The organism is Sphingomonas panaciterrae (assembly GCF_036890205.1).
Classification (GTDB): domain Bacteria; phylum Pseudomonadota; class Alphaproteobacteria; order Sphingomonadales; family Sphingomonadaceae; genus Sphingomonas; species Sphingomonas panaciterrae.
In genome coordinates this window covers 1-20,286 of the sequence record NZ_JAKNQR010000015.1, presented here as the reverse complement: position 1 = coordinate 20,286, position 20,286 = coordinate 1, and the positions used below count along the sequence as shown (strand labels likewise).

19 protein-coding genes and 2 pseudogenes are annotated in these 20,286 nt (G+C 66.3%); 9 read left to right on the top strand and 12 right to left on the bottom strand.

The annotated features are described in order from the left end of the window. Window positions 1–36: 36 nt before the first annotated feature. The 7 genes from L8F96_RS17525 to L8F96_RS17495 form a co-directional block, all read right to left on the bottom strand. A complete protein-coding gene (locus tag L8F96_RS17525) occupies window positions 37–1,464 on the bottom strand; it encodes a TolC family protein (RefSeq protein WP_334656848.1) in 1,428 nt (475 codons plus the stop codon). A gap of 11 nt (window positions 1,465–1,475) precedes the next feature. After that, window positions 1,476–4,673: an efflux RND transporter permease subunit gene (locus tag L8F96_RS17520; protein ID WP_334656847.1), complete on the bottom strand. Its 3,198-nt coding sequence runs from the start codon at window positions 4,671–4,673 to the stop codon at window positions 1,476–1,478. A gap of 97 nt (window positions 4,674–4,770) precedes the next feature. Next, a complete protein-coding gene (locus tag L8F96_RS17515) occupies window positions 4,771–6,051 on the bottom strand; it encodes an efflux RND transporter periplasmic adaptor subunit (RefSeq protein WP_334656846.1) in 1,281 nt (426 codons plus the stop codon). Beyond that, a complete protein-coding gene (locus tag L8F96_RS17510) occupies window positions 6,048–6,467 on the bottom strand; it encodes a hypothetical protein (protein WP_046406505.1) in 420 nt (139 codons plus the stop codon). The genes L8F96_RS17515 and L8F96_RS17510 overlap by 4 nt, the downstream gene beginning before the upstream one ends. A 377-nt stretch (window positions 6,468–6,844) precedes the next feature. Beyond that, window positions 6,845–7,300, bottom strand: a complete 456-nt coding sequence (locus tag L8F96_RS17505; protein ID WP_334656845.1) for a MaoC family dehydratase — start codon at window positions 7,298–7,300, stop codon at window positions 6,845–6,847. A 142-nt stretch (window positions 7,301–7,442) separates the two neighbouring features. Next, the gene (gene asd / locus L8F96_RS17500) at window positions 7,443–8,294 is read right to left on the bottom strand and encodes an archaetidylserine decarboxylase (protein ID WP_334656844.1); all 852 of its coding nucleotides are present in this window, start codon (window positions 8,292–8,294) and stop codon (window positions 7,443–7,445) included. Between the two features lie 33 nt (window positions 8,295–8,327). Then, window positions 8,328–8,813 (bottom strand): amidohydrolase family protein, encoded by a 486-nt coding sequence (locus L8F96_RS17495; RefSeq protein WP_334656843.1) that lies wholly within the window; start codon window positions 8,811–8,813, stop codon window positions 8,328–8,330. A gap of 382 nt (window positions 8,814–9,195) precedes the next feature. Here L8F96_RS17495 and L8F96_RS17490 point away from each other — a divergent pair, with 382 nt between their 5' ends. Then, complete coding sequence (locus tag L8F96_RS17490; RefSeq protein WP_334656842.1) at window positions 9,196–9,579, top strand: winged helix-turn-helix domain-containing protein; 384 nt, start codon at window positions 9,196–9,198, stop codon at window positions 9,577–9,579. Here L8F96_RS17490 and L8F96_RS17485 read toward each other — a convergent pair. From L8F96_RS17485 to L8F96_RS17475, 3 genes are read right to left on the bottom strand one after another with little or no spacing between them, the layout of a single operon-like run. Next, window positions 9,547–10,089 carry a hypothetical protein gene (locus L8F96_RS17485; protein ID WP_334656841.1) on the bottom strand — a complete coding sequence of 181 codons (543 nt, stop codon included), beginning with the start codon at window positions 10,087–10,089 and terminating at the stop codon, window positions 9,547–9,549. The two genes, L8F96_RS17490 and L8F96_RS17485, sit on opposite strands and share 33 nt — an antisense overlap. 59 nt (window positions 10,090–10,148) lie before the next feature. Next, entirely contained in the window at window positions 10,149–11,111 is a 963-nt protein-coding gene (locus L8F96_RS17480) for a cytochrome-c peroxidase (RefSeq protein ID WP_334656840.1), read from the bottom strand. Then, the gene (locus tag L8F96_RS17475; protein ID WP_334656839.1) at window positions 11,108–11,602 is read right to left on the bottom strand and encodes a homogentisate 1,2-dioxygenase; all 495 of its coding nucleotides are present in this window, start codon (window positions 11,600–11,602) and stop codon (window positions 11,108–11,110) included. The genes L8F96_RS17480 and L8F96_RS17475 overlap by 4 nt, the downstream gene beginning before the upstream one ends. Window positions 11,603–11,695: 93 nt before the next feature. Here L8F96_RS17475 and L8F96_RS17470 point away from each other — a divergent pair, with 93 nt between their 5' ends. Continuing rightward, window positions 11,696–13,774, top strand: coding sequence for a TonB-dependent receptor plug domain-containing protein (locus L8F96_RS17470; RefSeq protein ID WP_334656838.1), 2,079 nt, complete (start codon window positions 11,696–11,698; stop codon window positions 13,772–13,774). Window positions 13,775–14,058: 284 nt separating this feature from the next. On the opposite strand, the gene L8F96_RS17465 is transcribed toward L8F96_RS17470, so the two are convergent. Together L8F96_RS17465 and L8F96_RS17460 are read right to left on the bottom strand one after the other, a co-directional pair. Continuing rightward, entirely contained in the window at window positions 14,059–14,970 is a 912-nt protein-coding gene (locus tag L8F96_RS17465) for an Abi family protein (RefSeq protein ID WP_334656837.1), read from the bottom strand. 712 nt (window positions 14,971–15,682) lie between these two features. Continuing rightward, window positions 15,683–16,246, bottom strand: coding sequence for a recombinase family protein (locus L8F96_RS17460; protein WP_334656836.1), 564 nt, complete (start codon window positions 16,244–16,246; stop codon window positions 15,683–15,685). A gap of 230 nt (window positions 16,247–16,476) precedes the next feature. On the opposite strand from L8F96_RS17460, the gene L8F96_RS17455 reads away from it, so the two are divergent. From L8F96_RS17455 to L8F96_RS17425, 7 genes and pseudogenes are all read left to right on the top strand, one after another. Continuing rightward, window positions 16,477–16,923, top strand: a complete 447-nt coding sequence (locus L8F96_RS17455; RefSeq protein WP_046407078.1) for a globin domain-containing protein — start codon at window positions 16,477–16,479, stop codon at window positions 16,921–16,923. Further along, the gene (locus L8F96_RS17450) at window positions 16,920–17,234 is read left to right on the top strand and encodes a TehB family protein (RefSeq protein WP_334656835.1); all 315 of its coding nucleotides are present in this window, start codon (window positions 16,920–16,922) and stop codon (window positions 17,232–17,234) included. Before L8F96_RS17455 ends, L8F96_RS17450 begins: the two co-directional genes overlap by 4 nt. Before the next feature lie 36 nt (window positions 17,235–17,270). Further along, window positions 17,271–17,699: pseudogene (locus tag L8F96_RS17445) on the top strand (transposase family protein); the annotation flags it as partial. Window positions 17,700–17,866: 167 nt separating this feature from the next. Beyond that, window positions 17,867–18,313 (top strand): annotated as a pseudogene (locus L8F96_RS17440) (fatty acid desaturase); the annotation flags it as partial. 169 nt (window positions 18,314–18,482) lie between these two features. Further along, window positions 18,483–18,896, top strand: a complete 414-nt coding sequence (locus L8F96_RS17435) for a GlcG/HbpS family heme-binding protein (protein WP_334656834.1) — start codon at window positions 18,483–18,485, stop codon at window positions 18,894–18,896. A gap of 39 nt (window positions 18,897–18,935) precedes the next feature. After that, the gene (locus L8F96_RS17430; RefSeq protein ID WP_334656833.1) at window positions 18,936–19,244 is read left to right on the top strand and encodes a putative quinol monooxygenase; all 309 of its coding nucleotides are present in this window, start codon (window positions 18,936–18,938) and stop codon (window positions 19,242–19,244) included. A gap of 198 nt (window positions 19,245–19,442) precedes the next feature. Beyond that, window positions 19,443–20,286 (top strand): aldo/keto reductase (locus L8F96_RS17425; RefSeq protein ID WP_334656832.1); only part of this gene is annotated, 844 nt, incomplete at its 3' end.

The window sequence follows — 20,286 nt, the reverse complement described above, 5'->3', positions numbered from 1 at the left end:
AATCGCATCATGCCGCGCCGATCAGCTGCATTCGGGTCAGCCGGGGGGTGCTACCGTCCTCCCGGTCTGCCATCCGCCGCCCAGCGCCCGGAACACGTCGATCTGGGCGCGCGCGATCTGCGCGTCCGCCAGCGCGAGCGCGGCCTCCGCATCGGCAAAGGTGCGTTCGGTATCGAGCTGCGACAGGCTGTCGATCTGCCCCTCGCGCCGCTGTGCCCGTGTGATCCGCGCCGCCCGCTCCGCCGCCTCGCGCGCCTGGCTCAGCGCGGCGCGCCGCTCGATCGCCTGCTTGTAATTGGACAAGGCGGTCTCCGTCTCCTCCAGCGCGGTCAGCACCGTGCCGTCGAACGTGGCGAGCGCGGCTTGCGTGTCGGCCTCTGCCCCGGCGATCCGCGCGCGGGCGCGGCCCTGATTGAGGTTCCAGTTCAGCAGCGGCCCGATCAGCCAATTGAGCGGCCCGCCGCCGAACAGATTGCCCAGCCCCGTGCTGGTCTGCCCGATCGATCCACCAAGCGTGATACGCGGATAGAGATCCGCCGTCGCAACGCCGATCCGCGCGGTCGCCGCGGCGAGCCGCCGTTCGGCCGCGCGCACATCCGGCCGGCGGGCGAGCAGCCCGGCCCCGTCGCCGACCGGAATCGGCTGGTCAAGCCGAAGCATCCGATCGCGCTGCGCCGCGATTTCCGGGAGCTCCTGCGGCGTGCGTCCGGTCAGCGTCGCCAGCCGGAACAGCGCCGCCTGCCGCTCGGCGGCGATCGTCGGCACGTCGGCGCGCCGCTGGTCGCGCAGCGCGGCGATGCGCGTCGCGTCGAGCGGCGTGGTCATGCCCACCTCCACGCGCCGCTCGGTGACGCGCAGCGACTGGTCGAGCAAGGCGACGATCCGCTCCGCCACGGTCAGCCGCTCGGCCGCCGATGCCGCATCGGCATAGGCGCGCGTCGTCTCCGCGACGACGGATACGCGCACGGCCTCGGCATCCGCCTCGGCCGCGCCGACGTCGCCGCGCGCCGCCTCCACGTTGCGGCTGACGTGGCCGAACAGGTCCACCTCATAGGAGACGTCCAGCCCGCCATCGATCAGCCAGCTTTCGCTGTTCAGCCCGGGCGCGCGCTGCACCTGAGAGAAGCGGTTGTAGGTCGCGCTGGCGCCGACGTTCGCCTGCGGCAGGCGATCGTTGCGCACCTCCCGCAGCGCCGCCCTCGCCCGGGCGAGCCGTGCCACCGCCACGCGCACGTCCGTGTTCGCCGCCAGCGCGTCGGCGATCAGGCCGTCGAGCACCGGATCCTGGTACAGCCGCCACCAATCCTCCGCCGGCGCGGTCGTCGAGACCGCCGGGCTGGTCGATACGAACGGCGCAGCGGCGGTCGCCGGGGTGGCCGGCGGGGCATAATCCGGCCCGGTCGCGCAGGCCGCCAGCGTCAGCGCGGAAGTGGCGACCATCAATGTCGTGAAGCTCTTGAGCATCGGTTCGCTCCTCATTCGGCCGGCTGCAGCGCGGAGTCAGGGTCGGCGGCGGTATCGGCAGCGGGGCGGCGACGGCCGCGCCCGATCCGCTCCGCCAGCCCGCGGCAGATGACGTAGAAAGTGGGGGTGAAGATCAGGCCGAAGCCGGTGACGCCGATCATCCCGAAGAACACTGCCGTGCCGAGCGCCTGGCGAAGCTCCGCGCCCGCCCCGGTGGCGATCAGCAGCGGCACCGCGCCCAGGATGAAGGCGAAGCTCGTCATCAGGATCGGGCGAAGCCGGTCCTGCGCCGCGCGCACCGCCGCCTCGACCGGCGACAGGCCCTCCTGCTCCTCCGCCTGCTTGGCGAACTCGACCACCAGGATCGCGTTCTTGGCGGCGAGCGCGATCAGCACGACGAGGCCGATCTGCGTCAGCACATTATTGTCCATGCCGCGCAGGTTCACGCCGATCATCGCCGCCAGCAGGCACATCGGCACAATCAGGATGATCGACAGCGGCAAAAACAGGCTTTCATATTGCGCCGCCAGCACCAGGAAGACGAACACCACCGCCAGCGCGAAGACGATCCCCGCCGTGCTGCCCGCCGCCTTTTCCTGGAAGGCGATGCCGGTCCATTCGGTGCCATAGCCCTTGGGCAGCGTCTCGGCGGCGAGCTTCTCCATCGCCACCAGCGACGCGCCGGAGGAATAGCCGGGCGCGGTGTCGCCATCCACCTCGACCGCGGGGAAGAGGTTGTAGCGCGTGACGCGATACGGCCCGGTCTTGTCCTCGAAATTGGCGACCGACCCGATCGGCACCATGCTGCCGGCGTTGGACCGCGTCTTGAGGTTGGCGATATCCGCAGGCGTCGAACGGAACGGCGCGTCGGCCTGCGCCGTCACGCGATAGGTGCGGCCAAGGAGGTTGAAGTCGTTGACGAACGCACTGCCGAGATAGACCTGAAGCGCCTCGAACACGCGTTCCGGGGGCACACCCAGCATGTCCGCCTTGGCACGATCGATATCGGCAAAGATGCGCGGCGTGGCGGTGTCGAAGAAGGTGAAGACCTGCGCCAGCCCTTGCGTCTCGTTCGCCCTGGCGATCAGCTTCTGCGTTTCCTCGCCCAGCTTCTGATAGCCCGCGCCCTCGCGGTCCTGCACGATCATGCGATAGCCGCCGGCCGAGCCGATGCCCTGGATCAGCGGCGGCGGGATGACGAGGATCCGCGCCTCGTCGATATCCGCGGTCGCCTGGCGCGCCTCGTCCATCAGCCCGGCAAAGGTGACGCCAAGCTCGGCGCGCTCCTCGAAGGACTTCAGGGGAACGTAGGCGGCGGCGGTGTTGGGCGCGAGCGTCTGCGACGGGCCGTCGAAGCCGGCAAGCATCACGACGCCCTTCACCCCGGCGAGCGGCAGGATGCGCTTCGCGACCTTCTGCACCACCGCGTCGGTCCGCTCGACCGAGGCGCCGGCGGGTAGCTGAACGACGGTCAGGAAATAGCCCTGGTCCTGTGCGGGGATGAAGCCGGTCGGCGTCGCCCAGAACACCGCGCCCGTCGCGGCGATGAGGCCGGCATAGGTCAGCATCATCCGCTTGGGCCGGCGCACCAGCCGGTCGGTCAGCCGCGCATAGCGATCGCTCATCCGCTCGAACCCGCGGTTGAACGAGCCGCCGGCGCGGGCGAGCGCACGGGTCACGCGGTTGCCGTGGCCTTCCGCCTGATGCGCCTTGAGCAGGATAGCGGCGAGCGCGGGCGAGAGCGTCAGCGACACGATCAGCGAGATGATCGTCGCGGTGGCGATGGTGACGGCGAACTGCTGGTAGAAGGCGCCGGACATGCCGGTGAGAAACAGCGTCGGCACGAACACCGCGCACAGCACCAGCACGATCGCGACCAATGCGCCGGACACTTCGTCCATCGACGTGCGCGCCGCCTCCAGCGGCGTGAGGCCGTTGGCAAGGTTGCGCTCGACATTCTCGACCACCACGATCGCGTCATCGACGACGATGCCGATCGCCAGCACCAGGCCGAACAGCGACAGCGTGTTGAGCGAATAGCCGAACGCCGCCAGCACCGCGAACGTGCCGACCAGCGACACCGGGATGGCCACGATCGGGATGATCGCCGCGCGCCACTTCTGCAGGAACACCAGGATGACGAGGACGACGAGGATCATCGCCTCGAACAAGGTATCGATCACCGCATCCACCGATTGCGCGATGAATTCGGTCGGGTTGTAGATCACGCGATATTCCAGGCCCTTGGGGAAGGACTTGGCCATCGCCTCCATCTCGGCTGTCACCTTTTCGGCGGCGGCGAGCGCATTGGTGCCGGGGCGCTGGAACACCGCCGCGATGACGGTCGGCTGGCCCGAGAGGTAGGTGTTCGAATTATAGTCCTGCGCGCCAAGCTCGACACGGGCGACATCGCGCACGCGCACCTGATGGCCATCGGCATCGGTACGCACGATCACGTCGGCGAACTGCGCCGGATCGACGAGCCGCCCTTGCGTCTCGACGTTGAGCTGGAAGGCATTGCCCTGCGCATATGGCGGCTGGCCGAGCGTGCCGGCGGCGACCTGCACGTTCTGCGCGCGCAGTGCCGAGACGATGTCGCCCGCCGTCAGGTTCAGCGCGGCGGCGCGGCCGGGATCGATCCACACCCGCATGGCATAATCGCGGCTGCCGAACAGGCGCACGTCACCGACGCCGTCGATCCGGGCCAGCCGGTCGCGCACCTGCGTCAGCGCGTAATTGGAGATGTAGCCGCGATCGAGCGACCCGTCGGGCGAGATGAGGTTCACCACCATCAGGAAGTCGGGCGACGTCTTGCGCGTGACGACGCCGAGCCGCTGCACCTCCTCGGGAAGGCGCGGCACGGCGACGGCGACGCGGTTCTGCACCAGCACCTGCGCGGCATCGAGGTCGGTGCCGATCTTGAACGTGACGGTGATGGTGACGACGCCGTCGCCGGTCGACTGGCTCGACTGGTACAGCATGTTATCGACGCCGTTGATTTCCTGCTCGATCGGCGCGGCGACCGTCTCCGCGACGGTTTCGGCCGAGGCGCCGGGATAGGTCGCCGTCACCGTCACGGTCGGCGGCACGATGTCGGGATATTGCGCGACGGGCAGTTGCCAATAGGCGATCGCGCCAATGATGGTGATGACCACCGCGATGACGCCGGCAAAGATCGGGCGGGTGATGAAGAAGCGCGACAGGCGCATGGCAGGCTCCCCGGAAACGAGGATGGAAGGGATCGGCCCCGCGAGTGGGGCCGAGCTGGGTCAGGCGTCCGTTCGTCCCGAACGGGGGGATTGACGGCTAGCGCGCGGCGAAGGTCGCCTGTCCGGGGACTGCACCGGCACCGATCCCGCCGCCGCTGCCGGCAGTGGACGCCGCCTCGCGCGTCGGTGCGATCCGGCCGGCGCGCACCTGAACCCTGGTGCCCGGCATCGCCATCTGCGTGCCGCTGATGACCACCCGGTCGGTGGCGGCAATGCCGCTGCGCACGACGCGCAGGCCATTCACCACCGGCCCGAGCTGAACCGCCTTGACGGCAACCGTGCCGTCATCGCCCACCGTCAGCAGCGTCTTGCGCGCCTGGTCGGTCTGCACCGCGGCGTCGGGCACCAGCAGCGCTGGCGCGGCCCCGCCGCTCGCCAGCCGCATGTTGCCGAACATGCCCGGCGTCAGGAAGAAGTCGGGGTTGTTCAGCACGGCGCGCCCGCGGATCGTGCCCGATCGCGGATCGAGGCCATTGTCGGTGAAGTCGAGCCGCCCGGACCAGCGGAAATCGCCCTCGTCCTGAAGCTTGATCTCCACGTCCGACGGCGGGGTGCCGGCGGCTTGCGCGCGCTTCGTCTTGAGGAACAGCGCCTCGGAACCGTCGAAGGTGAAATAGATCGGGTCGAGCGCGTTGATCGTGGTCAGCAGCGTGCCGTTGGTGTCGCCGCCGGCGACGAGGTTGCCCGGATCGATCTTCCGGTCAGAGACGCGGCCGCCGATCGGCGCGCGCACCTGCGTGAACTCCACATCAAGCGCCCGCGCCCGGACACGCGCCTCCGCGCCGGCAAGCGCGGCATTGGCCGCGCGCAAACGGGCGGTCAGCTGGTCGATGTCGCTCTTCGACACCGCCTCGTCCGCCACCAGCCGCTGCGCGCGATCGAGGTTGGCGCGCGCCAGCTCCACGTCGCTGCGCGCGCTGATCAGCCCGGCGCGCGCCTCGGCCAGTGCAGCCGCGAACGGCCGCTGGTCGAGCGTGAAGAGCAATTGCCCCTTCCGCACGATCGCGCCATCGGTGAAGTGGACCGCAGTGATCGCGCCCGAGACGCGCGGGCGCACCTCCACCGACTTGCTGGCCTCGAACCGGCCGACATAGCTGTCCCATTCGTTGATCGGGCGGACGAGCGGGCTGGCGACCGTGACGGTGGGCGGCGGCGGCGCGGCCTGCGCCGGCTGCTCGCGGTTGAGCGCCGCGCCGGCGATCGTCGCCGCCAGTACCGGGCCCGCGATCAGCGCCCCCGTCCGCCAGCGTGACCGCTGGCGCGTGGCCTGCGGCACCGGCGCCGCCTGTTCCGTGTCGATCCTGCTGTGCATGTTCATGCGTATCTGCCCTTGTTCAGGCGTGCGGCACCGATGCTGGCGAGCAAGGTGCGATATTGGCCAGGGGTGAAGCCGGCAGCCGTGAAGGCCTCCTTCTCCGCGTCGCTCAGCGCTTTGGCGCCGCGATGCCAGGCGAGCACCGCGGTGCGTCGCAGGGCTTCGAGCCGCGGATCAGCGAGGCGAGGATTGTCCTGCCGGCCGAAGAGGCTGCCGAGCGCGAGCGACATCCGGGACGGCTCGCGCAGCGATGAGGGGCGATCACGCCGGGCGAGCGCCACGACGGACCATTCGAGCGCGGAAAGCCGGTTCGACCGGTCGGCGCCAGGATAGGTGACGGGATTGGATGCGGGACCGGCCGCAGCCGACACCGCGCGTTGGCCGACCGAGCCCTCCCGGTCGAACGCCATATAGGCCATGATATTCCCCTTTGATGGGCGCGCGCCCGCCGCCGCCGAGGATCGTCGGACGCTGCGCGCACGAAGGACCATGATGGCGCCGCCGCTGGACGAGCGGCGATGCGAAGATCCGAAAATGGTGAAATGGGGGGAGAAGCAGGCGCCTGCTAACGCGCGCCAACCACTCCGGTCAGACAATCAGCCATGGTGCGGCCTTTCGCTTGGATGCCCCTGTGGCACCCCTTTGATACCGACTGGTATAGAAATCGGTTCAGGCTGCGTCAAGCAGCTTTCTGTACCAGCTGGTATTTTTTATCGCAAGAGGAGCCGGTCGCGGGGTCGCGGCCTTCGCGGACCAGCGAGGGACCGACTGCCCCCTAGTGATTGAGCACGTCGATTTAGCCTGTGGAGACCGGCATCTGGATGAGGTTCAGGAAGGTCATTGCCACCGCGCCATCCTGATTGGTCACCGTCATGCGCATCGTCAGCACGCCGCGGTCGGGCTTGCTGCGCGAGACGGCGATGTCGACCACCTCGCGCGTGATCGACAGAACGTCGCCCGGGCGCACGGCCGTCCGCCATTGCAGGTCATCGACCTTCAGCCCCAGCATCGGCGTGTCGCCGAACGGCGCCGTGTCGACGAAATCGCGCATGACACGCGAAGCGACATGCCAGCCGCTGGCGATCAGCCCCCCGAACCGGCCCGCGGCCGCGGCCTCCTTGTCGACATGCATCGGCTGGGGGTCGAATTCCTCGGCGAAGCGGATGATCTCCGCCTCGGTGAGCGTGATCGGGCCACCGGCCCAGCGTTGGCCGATCTCAAGGTCGTTCAGGTACAGCGACGGTCGCAACACGGGGTTCCTCTGTTGCCGGGGCAGCGATCGGGCACCCGGGCGGGTGCCTGTGCGCAATCAGGCGCCCCAAGCCAAGGTGGATTGGCGGCAAAAATTGCGATCCTGGACGTCCTCAGGCCGGACGTGCTCAGGCCAGACGTGCTCAGGCGGGGCGGTCGCCCATCCGCTCGCCCAGGCGCACGCTGCGCTCCGGCGCCCAATCGGGGTTGAAGGCGATCACGCCGGGGCGGAACAGCATCACGATCGTCGAGCCGAGCAGGAAACGGCCCATTTCCTCGCCCTGCTTCAGCACGATGTCCTGGTCATCATAGCGCCATTCGGAGATGGCCCGCCCGCGCTTCGCATTGACCACCCCGTGCCAGACGGTCGCCATGCTGCCGACGATGGTTGCCCCGACCAGCACCATGACGAAGCGGCCGTGCTGCGCCGAATCGAACACGCACACCACCCGCTCGTTGCGGGCGAAGAGGTTGGGCACCCCGCGTGCGGTGACCGGATTCACCGAGAACAGCGCGCCGGGCACGTGGATCATCCGCACCAGCCGGCCGTCGCACGGCATGTGGAGGCGGTGATAGTCCTTCGGCGACAGATAGAGATTGGCGAAGCTGCCGTGCCGGAACTCGGCCGCGAGCGTCGCATCGCCGCCGACGAGCTGCGTCGTGGTGAAGCGATGCCCCTTGGCCTGGACGATATGGTGGTCGTCGATCGCACCGAACTGGCTGATCGCGCCATCGACCGGGCAGACGAAATCCGCCTGGGCGATCGGCCGGACGCCGGCGCGCAGCGGGCGGGTGAAGAAGTCGTTGAACGTGGCATAGCCGGCGACGTCGGGGTTCGCCGCCTCGCTCATGTCCACGCCGTAGCGCGCCGCGAACAGCCGGATCAGCCGCGTCGTCACCGCGCCGCCCTTCATCCCGGCGACCCGCCCGGCGAGCGTCGTCAGCCCCTGTTTGGGGAGGGCATATTGCAGCAGCACTTTGAGGCGATCGGTCATGGCTGCCGCTATAGGCGTGACTGGGCGGGATTGTCAGGCGAGCAGATGTTCGACACGATAAAAGCGTGCGGCAGCGCCGGCGAACAATTCGCGCTTCTCATCCGCGCTGGCGCCCTTCGCGATCAGCTTGAAGGCGTTCCACAATGTGCCGTAGTCGGCGCCCCAGCGGTCGACCGGGAAGTTGCTTTCGAACATCGCCCGCCGGGCGCCGAACGCGTTGATGGCGCTTTCGACATAGGGGCGGAACAGATCCGCCAGCCGCGCCGCGCTGGTCCGCGTCTCCGGGCCCAGCTCGCCCAGCTTGCAGAACGGGATGGCGAGGCCGCCCACCTTGACCGTGACATTGGGGCAGGTCGCGAGTTCCTCGATCGCACCCGTCCATCGAGGGCGTGGTATGCGCGCAGTCGCAGGATGGAGCCGCCGCAGTCCTCGAGCCGCAGTCGCATTCAACCCATTGAGTGTGGTCGCGCGCTTGGTAGGCGCCAAACCGGTAGGAATGTAGCTGTCCCAAAACACCATCCCATGCGAGACGGGATCGCTATGCTTTGGGGTGTCATTCCGCCCCCAACCGGACTCGGCTACCAGCGGCACATTTTTCAACAGCCCCGGCCGTTTCGCGGCCCACCCCGACTCTCAAAACCGAGCCCGAGCTGCTAATTGGCGCGACCCGCAAAGAACCCGTGCGCCAATCTATGTCCGGAAAACGATGGAGACTGTTGAAAAACGGCTGCTTGCGAGGGCGATGAAGGCGTGATTCACTGCGGCATAGCGGCGGAGGGTCATGGATATGACACCGGCCTGATCGTCGAGAAGGACAGAACCGGCACCTAGCGATCGACATCATGCGGAGCGGGATGCCAACACCAAACCCAAGCAGGTTTCGCGCGGAGTTCACATAGGCATGTCCATCACCGGCCCTTTGAAAACCAGCGTTCAGCTCCTTCGTGGGAGTGACCCGGCGATCGGCCCGGGCAAGGCGATGGTGCTGGATGCGATCGAGCGGACCGGCTCGATTTCGGCAGCGGGTCGCGATCTCGGCATGAGCTACCGACGCATCTGGTTGTTAGTGGACAGCCTGAATGCGGATTGGCGTGAGCCGGTCGTCTCAGCCCGGATAGGCGGCGGGACCAAGCGCGGTGCGAGTCTGACGGACTTCGGTCGCGAACTACTGACGCGCTACAGGAAGCTCGAAAGCGATATGGTGGCGGCTTCGGAAGGCGAGGAGCTGGACTGGCTCAAGGCGGCGATCAGATCACCCGGCGAGCGCGACGAGCGGGTGGGATGATAACCGCCGGTGCCCTGCCACGGCGCGATCGGATCGCGTCCGAACGGGTGCCCACAAGCAATTTGCCGGCGTGAAGCCTTTGTCGGGATCCATCCGCATTAGGATGGTCCCGTCAGGCCGTTCGCCTATGTCGGCAAGGAAGCGGGTGAAATCGGCGATCCAGCGAGGGGGAACCGTGATCCCCCGACCGCCGAAATCGCGATGACGTGGCGAAGCGGCATTGGCACAGACGGTGTTCATCTCCTGCCAGGCCCTGTAGGTCGGATCATGGCGCTTGGCCGCACGCCGTCCGTGTGTGGTCAGGCGCGCGGCGCATATTTCCCGGTTAAGGCAGCCGCAACTCGCGGTGCTGCCCGAGCGGACGTTACCGCCATCAGCGACGACCTCGTTGCCGCAGTCGCAGGCGAACAGCCATTGCGCCTTCCCCCCGCGGCTGACTCCGGCGAATGCCAATCCGGTCAGGCCACCGAAGCGCAGTCCCGTCATATCGATCCGAACCTTGCGCCCCACGTCATGTTCTCCGGTCTATATACCGTAGAATATAATACACACGCGGGCTGAAGGTTCGATCAGTCATTTCCGCAGGGTCGATCGGGATAAGTGAAGGCAGGATTTGTGACGAAGCCGCGATCGGTCAACGCTTCCAGATAGGCGAGCAGTTGATCCGTCGCGGATGCGTCGAGCGTGACGGGGTGGCGCGCGACGGCCTCCCGGAGCGTGCGCGCGGAACCGTCGTGAAACCAGGGACCAGTCACCGCGACATTGCGCAGCGGAGGGGTGCGGAACCGTCGCTCGTCTTCCGCCCTCCCCGTCACCTCCGCCAGACCGCGATCCGCCGCATTGACCGGTAGGATCGGGTGGAAGCGACCATCGGTAAATTGGGGACCGGCATGGCAGGACGCGCAAACGCGGCCGAACACCGCCTTTCCCGCCCCGGCTTCAGATGACAGCGCACCGCGATCGGCGGGCGTATCGAACGACACCAGGCTGCGCTCGAAGCTCGCCAGCGCCATCGCGACGGCGGTCATGTCGATCCGGCCCCGGCGCTCGGGAAAGGCATTGCGGAATTGCCGGCGGTAACAGGTATCGCGCGATAGCCGGCGTGGGATTTCCTGCTCGCTGCCGTGCATTCCCATCTCGACCGGCGTCAGGCCAAAGATCGGGATCGCAGCTTGCGCCTCCAGCGTCGTGACGCGCGGATCGGCCCCGGTCAGGACGGGCAGCCAAGCGACATTGGCAAGGCCAGGCACATTGCGACGCCCGGCATCGCCATGAACGCCGGGGCGGGTCGTGTTGCCGTCCGCGAAAGCGTGCTTCTGCTCGTGGCAGCTCGCGCACGACATGGTGCCGTCGATCGACAGGTCCGCATCGTAGAACAGGCGACGGCCCAGCGCGACCTTGGCGGCCGACATCGGGTTGTCGGCGGGTATGACCGGCGCGGCGACGCCCGTCGGCAGCGGCCAAACCCAAGGAGCGGCGACCGCGGCGGTCAGGATCAGCGCCGAGAGCGCCAGCGCCGCCCGTCCGATCACGCCGGCAGCTTCGCCACCATCAGCGGCAGATCGGCGTTGCCGTTACCCGCGACCTGAAGCACGTATCGTCCCGCGGTCAGGTCGAAATCGACCATCTTGCGGATGCCGGTGCAGGCGGGGCCATGACCATGCGCGACCGAGGTGGCGGGCTTGCCGTACGCCAGCACGTCGATCCATGCGCCTGAGCCCAGCGCGACACGATAGCGGCCCGGCGTGACAACGGTGAAGGAGAACACGCCTCCGTAGCTCACCGACCCGCCCGGTTTCTCCGGTCGCACGGCGTAACGCACGTCCCGCGTGGACGACAGTCGTGCCGATACCGCGACCCCCGGCGTCAGCATCGTCGCTCGCTCTGCCGTGCGCCCCGCATCGAGCGGACGCGGCGAAGCCCAGCCCGACATTTCGGCAGGCGGCGGGGCTACGGCGGTGCAGGCATCGGGTGCGGCAGCGGCCGCCTGCAACAGCATGGCGGCGAGCAAGGCATTGAACATCGGCGGCAACTCCTCCAACGGGGTATATATCTCGTCGTATATAGATGATCGAAGACCCGAAACAGTCGGTTCGGTCGCAAAGGGGGACCATCGATGCGCTTTACGCTGACCGCGGCCATGCTGCTTGCTTCATCCACCATGCCGGCTTTGGCGCAGGATGCCGCCCCCGCTCCGCGTGAAGATCAGGACAACAGCTTCCGGCTCGGCGAGATCATCGTCACCGGCGCGCGTCCGCAGGGCGTGGAGATCGGCAGGGAGTCCGTGGGCCAGGAGGCGATCTACAAGTTCGATCGACGGTCGCTCGACGAAGCGGCGAGCCTGATCCCCGGCGTTACCGCGGGCAACAGCGGCGGATCGCGCAACGAGCGCCTGTTGTTCGTGCGCGGCTTCGACCGGTTCCAGGTGCCGGTGTCGATCGACGGCATCCGCGTTTATCTGCCCGCCGACAACCGCCTCGACTACGGCCGCTTCCTGACGCCTGATGTGGCGCAGCTCCAGGTCGCCAAGGGCTATGCGTCGGTGCTGGACGGCCCCGGCGCGATGGGCGGCGCGGTCAACCTCGTTACCCGCAAGCCGACCAAGGCGCTGGAGATCGAAGGCCGCGCCCAGCTCAACCTCGATCGCGGGGTGGACTATGCCGGCTACAATGCCTTCGGTCTGATCGGCACCCGGCAGGATCGCTGGTACGCGCAGGCGAGCTACGCGATCAACGACACCGACCATTGGGATTTGCCGGGTAGCTTCACGCCGACCGCGAATGAGAACGGGCGCGCGCGCGACTTCTCCGCGACGCGAGACTGGCGCGTGAACGCCAAGCTCGGTTTTACCCCCAATGCGACCGACGAATATTCGCTGAGCTACACCCGGCAGGAGGGCGAGAAGAACGCGCCTCTCCACATCACCGACCCGATCAGCACCCAGCGCAACTGGAGCTGGCCCTATTGGAACATCGAGAGCATCTACTTCCTTTCCACGACCGCGTTGGGGGACCGTACGACACTGCGCACGCGCGTCTATCGCAACACCTTCGATAACCTGCTCAGCGCCTTCGACGATCGGACGCAGACCACGCAGACCCGCGCACGTGCCTTCAACAGCTATTATGAGGATGAGTCCTGGGGCGGATCGGCCGAGCTGGCGCTTCGCCCGACCGACGCCGACCGGCTGTCCCTCGCGGTCCACTACCGTCGCGACCGGCATGACGAATTTCAGCAGAGCTTTCCGAGCGGCTTCACCGAACCCCGTCAGCGCAGCGTCGAGGACACCTACAGCATCGCCGGTGAATATGCCCGCGACCTGACCCCGAACGTCGCGCTGACGTTGGGCGCGAGCTACGATTGGCGCGACCTGTCGCGCGCGGAGGAATACGGCACCCCGCCCACGGGCGGTGCGGCGCGTATCTTCAGCTACCCGCTGCGCAACGCCGATGCCTGGAACGCGCAGGGGCGCATCGAGTGGAAGCCGGTCGAGAGCAGCCGGCTCTATGCCAGCATCTCGTCGCGTGCCCGCTTCCCGACGCTGTTCGAGCGTTTCTCGACGCAGTTCGGCACTGCCGCGTCGAACCCCGGCCTCAATGCCGAGCGCGCGACCAATTACGAAGTGGGGGGAAGCCACGCGATCGGCGCGCTGACCGTCACCGCGGCACTGTTCTACAGCGACATCAACAACGCGATCGTGGCGGTGCGTCCGGCGGGCTTCCCGGCCAACACATCCCAGCGCCGCAACCTCGGCTCGGCCGACTATTATGGCGGAGAGATCGGGATCGTCGCGCGGGTCGGATCGACGCTCGACGTCGGCGCGAATTACACGCACATCAAGCGCGACTTCGCGATCAGCCCCCAGACCGATGTCGTCATCCCTGCGTTCGAGCTGACCGACGTTCCGTCCGACAAGGGGTTCGTCTATGCGAGCTGGCGTCCGTTCTCGCGCCTGGAGCTGACCCCCAGTGTCGAGTTAGCGTCCGACCGCACCACCGTCACCACGGCATCGCCCCCGGTCTATTATCGCACGGGCAGCTATGTCCGGGCCGACGTTCGGGCGGACTTCGCGCTCACGGAGCAACTATCGATCGGCATCGGCGCGCGAAACCTGTTCGACGAGTATTACACGCTGACAGATGGCTTCCCGGAGGCGGGGCGAAGCCTCTTCGCTGTGGTGCGCGCGCGGTATTGATCGAAGCTAGGTGTCACAACCGTCCGGTTTCGACCGGGCTACGCGACCTCGCATTTTCGCGTATTTGGCAGTGTCAAAACCGTATGTCGTAATATGGACGTGCGACGGACTGAGGTAAAAAGGTCTACCTTTCTGCCTGTCGCCCTCGTGGGAACAACGTCGTCACGTTTGCAATGCCGTCCCGACGAGCTAGGGTCACCGACCATGATTGCTGATGAGCAGTTGGCGCCGGAGCATGCTGCGTCACAGCCGGAGGGTTTGGGCGCTAGGGGCCGAGGAAAGCTTCAAAGCCACAGGGACCTAGCTGCCCAGTTCTGAGGGAAACCCATTGCGGCTAGATCGCCGGTCGGATGCTGAGCGAGCAACGTCACTAGCTCATCCCGCCAGGCTGATGTCGGAGCGACCTGTCTCAACAGGTAAACGATGAGGACCAGGGCGTTATAGAGCTGGGCTGGAGCACGGGCTGCGGGCGGCTCAAGTGTGCTGACGAGGGCGGCCGGTTTGAAGGGCACCCGCATGCGCAGCAAAAAGCCGCGGTTCCAAAGCCGGGCATGATGCGCGCAGCTGTTTCGGATCGTGGAGAGATGCTTCAGGAGCGGCACGAGCACCGCTTCAGGGAGCCCGAGGGGTTTGGCTATGGCGTTACGCAACCCCCGATCGTCGAGCAGCGCATACCATCGAGAGAGCTGCCCGAACGACATCATCTCCGCCACCATCCACACCGGCGGCATTGCCGGAGTGCTGTAGGTCCGACGATAATGATCGATGTACGTCTCGGGCGAGCTCGCCACGTCGTTGGTTAGGCGGGTCAGGTTGTCGTGGTACTTACCCGGATGATAGTAGAGCGCTGCATCCAGGTAGCCGTGGGGTCCAAACCGCTGCGCCAGCTCGTACGCCCAGCTACCCCGTACAGCGACTTCGATCCGTTCGATCGCATCGAGCACTAGCAGCCGAAGGCGGCGGTCAAAATCGTACAGGGCGGTGACGGTATCGAAGCTGGTGCCCGGCAAGAAACGGGCGCCAGAAGTGCCCTTAGGATATTCGAAGGGCAGCCAGTAGGCGCTCAGGCGGTAGTAGCTGACATGGCGTAACCAGTGCTCGGCCCGCACCACGTCGGGGATTGCCATGCCTTCGGCCTGGAGGTGTTGGAGCTGCTGCGCGATCGTCGTCGCGGGTTTTGTGAAGGGGCGTGGCACCCATCCTGCTTAGCAGGGCAAAAAAAGACCCGCCAAGTGTGCATACCCTTGCGGGCAGAGGCCTGGCGGGTTCGATTAACCCCGAGATATGAGCGAAAACCCAACAAAGCAATAACGACTAGCCCGTTTTTGGGGCGGCCTCTTGCAGCAGCTACGATCTGGCCGTTCTTCACCGAATCCAAGCATGAATCGATGAGCTACCATCGAGCATGCTGAGCGGGGTGGGCGTGATCCAGTCGGCGCCCAACACGGGATAAGGTCCGTAGAACAAGTCGCCAAGAGCGCGTCGATAGTGCGCATTCATCCAGCGCCGGCGCCGATGCTCCGGGCCATCGTGGATCATGTGACACCGCTGGCACAGTGCCGCCAGCTGGTGGAGCGTGCTGTCGCTAGGGTCATGGTTGAGGTGCGCACAGGCCAGCACCACCGGCGTCCACGCACCGTGCACCAGGATGTCCTCTGTCGGCCGTCGCACGCGTCGACCTTGGCCATCGCGCCAGCAATGCCGCTTCCGGTCCCACCATCGTCCATCCCGCATATGGAATACTTTTTGCCCATGGGGGCGCCCGCGATGCTCGCAGCATCCCCCTGCCCGCACGAAGCGCACATGATGCGAGAGCTGGGGCAGTCGATCGGATACAGGAACACATGCTCGAGACGGATCGGCATCAGGCCTCCCCCTCCGGCGCGTCGGGTTGCGGGGTGGTCAGCATCACGGGGTCAATGCTGCGGCGGTCAGCGCCCGGTAGAGCGTGGCATGGTGACACTTGAGGAGCTTGGCCGCTTCCCGCACCGACGTGCCCTCGCTCACCAACCGTTCGCCAAGGGCAATCTGATCGGGGGTGAGCTTGGGCGGGCGGCCGAACCGGACCCCCCTCGCCTTCGCCGCGACCCGCCCGCTGCTGGTGCGCTGGTGGATCAGCTCGCGCTCGAACTCGGCGATGCCGGCGAACACGGTCAGCACCATGCGACCCGCAGGCGAGGTCGTATCCGCCCAAGGCTCGGCCAGCGAGCGCAGGCCGGCGCCGACCTCCTTCAGCTTCTCGGCAATGTCGAGCAGGTCGCGAGTGGAGCGTGCCAGCCGGTCGAGCCGCGTCACTACCACCGTGTCATCGTCGCGCAGCTGCTCGATCATTTTGGCCAACTCGGGCCGATCACGCTTCGCGCCCGACACCTTCTCCTCGAACGTCCGCTTGCACCCCGCCTCCTTTAACGCGGCGCGTTGCAACCGGAGATCTTGGTCATCAGTGGACACACGGGCGTAGCCGATCAGCATGTCGCAAAACTGTATCAGAAAACAAATATTATGCAATCGACTTTTGCGACGCCAGCGTACGAGAGAATACGAGCGTTGAGGGCGCTATCGCGAAACTCAGGATATTCGCGACTGGCACGGCAACTCGTGATACATAAGGTCATCGGCAAAGGTGAGGATCGGTCCAGTCGGAAACCTGCCTCGGCCACCGAGCGTTTTCTCGCTAAGCCTGCAATCCGGAGCCTCTCAGTATGTCAAAGCCACTCTCCCCCGAAACGATGGCGTTGGTCAAAGCGACGGCTCCGGCGCTCCAGCAGCATGGCGTGGATATCACCACGCGCATGTACCAGCGCTTGTTCGTCGATCCCGAGATCAAGGCTTTGTTCGACATGGCGGCTCACGAGTCCGGCGCTCAGCCGAAGCGGCTTGCCGCGGCGATCCTCGCCTTTGCGCAGAACGTCGATAAGCTGGACGCATTGAAGCCTGCGATCGAACGCATCGCCGCGCGCCATGTCGAGACCCATATCAAGTCCGAACACTATCCTGCGGTCGCCAACGCGCTCCTGCCGGCGATTCGTGACGTATTGGGCGAGGCTGCAACCGACGACATTCTGAACGCGTGGGGCGAGGCCTACTGGTTCCTGGCGGATATCCTCATCAACCGGGAGGTAGAGCTTTACGAAGCCGAGGAGGCATGAGCGCTGCCGCCACCAGCCTTCCAGAGGGGCTGGAATGCTACAAGCGAACGGACACCTTCACTCAAGACACGATTCCCAAGGGACTGCTCAACGATCATTCGACCAAACTGGGAGTGTGGGGTCTCATCAAGGTAAAGAGCGGCAGCCTGAGCTACCGGGTGACGGATCCCCGGCGAGAGCCATTCGAGACGGTGCTCACACCTGAAATGGAGCCAGGGATCGTCGAGCCCACCATTCTGCATCATGTCGCACCGCTCGGCTCGGCCTGCTTCCATGTTGAGTTCTACCGGGTGTTTGATCCCCCGGTTTGATGGTGCGATCCTTTCGTTGGAATGGAAGGAAGCCGTATGGGACAGGTACGTCATGGGTGCGCCACGACCACGCACGCCGTCCGAGCAGCAATACAGCGATCGCAAGCTTCGCTCGCGACGCTGAGCCGTGAGCTGGGGATCAACCCGAAGACTGTGGCGAAGTGGCGTAAAAGGGCGACGGTCGAGGATTTAAAGACCGGGCCGAAGGCCCCTCATTCAACGACCTTGTCCCAAGCGGAGGAGGCAATGGTAGTGGCGTTCCGGCGGCACACGCTGCTGCCGCTCGACGACTGCCTCTATGCGTTGCAGCCATCGGTCCCTCATCTGACCCGGTCAGCGCTGCATCGTTGCCTCCAGCGGCACGGCATCTCCCGCCTGCCGGATATCGAGAGCGAAAAACCGAAGCGCCAGCGCTTCAAGCGTTATCCCATCGGCTTCTTTCACATCGATATCGCCGAGGTGCAGTGTGGATCGGCGTGGAAAGGGACCCCGGTAGCGGGGTGATCGGCGTCGAAAAGGGACCCCTCATCCCGGTGGTCTAGGCTGTTCGCTTGGCGGTGTGTCAGGCGGCGAGATCGGGATGCTGGTATTGGAGACGGTGTTGAGGATCCGGCGCGAGCACGCGTCGCCGCGAATGGTTGTTCCAGGAATCGGCTGCTGGCGCATGGGCGATCGCTATTGCGGCAATGGTAGCAGCAGGTCTGATCGGCCCGCACAGCCTCCTCGTCGCACTGGGTATCGGGTCGAGCGTCGCCGTCATCAACCAGGTACGTACCCTAGCGGCGCACCTGTGGGACAATGAAACCGGCGAACCCATGAGCCTGACCGCGCAGTACCTGGACTCCGTCAACGTGCCCCCGCCAGCCACATTGCCAGCGCTGTGGGCGCCTGTGGGCTTGCGGTATCACGCGCTTCACCATCTGCTGCCATCTGTGCCTTATCACGCCTTGGGCGCTGTCCACCGCCGGCTCACTTCGGCTGGCGGAGGCGGAGATACTTTGCGCCGAGCCGACTATCCCGGTTTGCGCCTGGGGCGAGCCATACGTTTTTCGTTGATGGCAGGTGAACCAGCCATCTGACGGAACGTTCCGTCGTTATGACGCTGTGCAAGCTATGTTATGAGGAATGTTCAGGAACCCGGCTGCTCACCGGCTTGTTGACGCTATCGATCAAGCCTCCAAATGACCTGAAGGCACCGCTGATGGACACGAAGCAGAAGGCGCTTGCGAGCAAGCCAAGGAGAGTCTCATGACCATTAAGCAAGAGTCCGTGTCGCTCGAAGACGCTCAACGCGTGATCGCCGCCGGTCAGGCCAAGGCGGCCGAGATCGGGTCGCCGAGCAACGTGGCCGTGGTCGACGCGGGCGGCAACCTCGTCTCCCACATCCGCATGGATCACGCGTGGGTGGGCAGCATCGACATCTCGATCAACAAGGCCTTCACGGCGCGCGCCTTCGACATCGCCACAAAGGACCTGGCCGAGAACGCTCAGCCCGGAAAGCAGTTCTACGGCATCCACGCCTCCAACCACGACCGGGTGATGATTTTCGCCGGCGGCATCCCGCTCCGCCAGGACGGCCAGGTCGTCGGGGCGGTGGGAGTGAGCGGGGGCACAGGCGAGCAGGATCAGACGGTCGCCGAGGCGGCCGCAGCCGCGTTCTGATCATCGCGACAACGGGAACGAGCAGAGGAGAGACCCGAGATGGCGACACAGGTCAACAAGGCGCTTCTGGTGCGCCTGGAAGCACTGCCCGGCAAGGAGGACGACGTCCGCGGCTTCTTGAACCAGGGGCTGTCGATCGTCGAAGGCGAGCCCAAAACCGTCAGGTGGTTCGGAATCCAGTTCGGACCCTCGTCGTTCGGGATCTTCGACGCCTTTTCCGACGAAGACGGGCGCCAGGCGCACCTGTCGGGCGAGGTCGCGAAAGCGCTCGGTGAGAATACGGGTGTGCTCTTCGAAGAGCCCACGATTGAGCAGCTCGACGTCGTCGCGGAGAAGCAGCCCGCGTAGACCATTCGTCATTGGAGATGGGAAGATGGCGAGTGAGACTCTGAATGTCCTGACCGTCGTGATCTGGGTGACGGACGGCTTCGAGCGGGTCGACATGACCGAGCCGCGCAAGGCGCTCGATGAGGCGACAGCCGCGTGACGCCTGCTCCTGCGACCGGCACCGCGCAGCACGCGCCATCTTCGCCGGGGCCGGAGGGCATGGAGCGGCGCCCGTTCGGCGCCGTCCCGCACTACGTCCCAGTGATCGGCCAGGGGACCTGGTACATCGACGACGCGCACCGGCCCACCGCGGTCGCCGCCCTGCGCCGCGGCCTCGATCTCGGCATGACCCACATCGACACCGCCGAGATGTACGGCGACGCCGAGATCGTGGTCGGCGAGGCGATCGCCGGGCGGCGCGAGGAGGTCTTCCTCGTCTCCAAGGTGCTCCCCAGCAACGCCTCTCGCAGCGGGGTGATGGCCGCCTGCGAGCGGTCGCTCTCGCGCCTGCGCACCGACAGGCTGGACTGCTACCTCCTGCACTGGCCCGGCTCGCATCCGCTCGAAGAGACCTTCGCCGGTTTTGAGCGGCTCCGTGAACAGGGCAAGATCCTGTCGTGGGGGGTGAGCAACTTCGACGTGCCCGACCTCGACGCCGCCTGGAAAGCCGGTGGCGAGGGCCAGATCGCGTGTAACCAGGTGCTCTACAACCTGGGCGAACGCGCGATCGAGCACGCCGTGCTGCCTTGGTGCAAGAAGCACGGCGTCGCCGTCGTCGCCTACAGCCCGTTCGGCCAGGGCGACTTCCCCGGCCCGCGCACCCCTGGCGGGCGCGTGCTGGAGGAGATCGCGGCCAGCCACGGCGCGACCGCACGCCAAGTGGCGCTTCGCTTCCTGGTGCGTCGGCCATCGCTGTTCGGTATCCCCAAGGCGTCCAGCGCGGAGCACGCTGCCGACAATGCGGACGCCGGCGCGCTGCGGCTGACGGACGCCGAACTCGGCATGATCGACGGCGTTCTCGCTCGGCGCCCGGCCGCGCGAACTTCCCATGATTTAGGCCCAG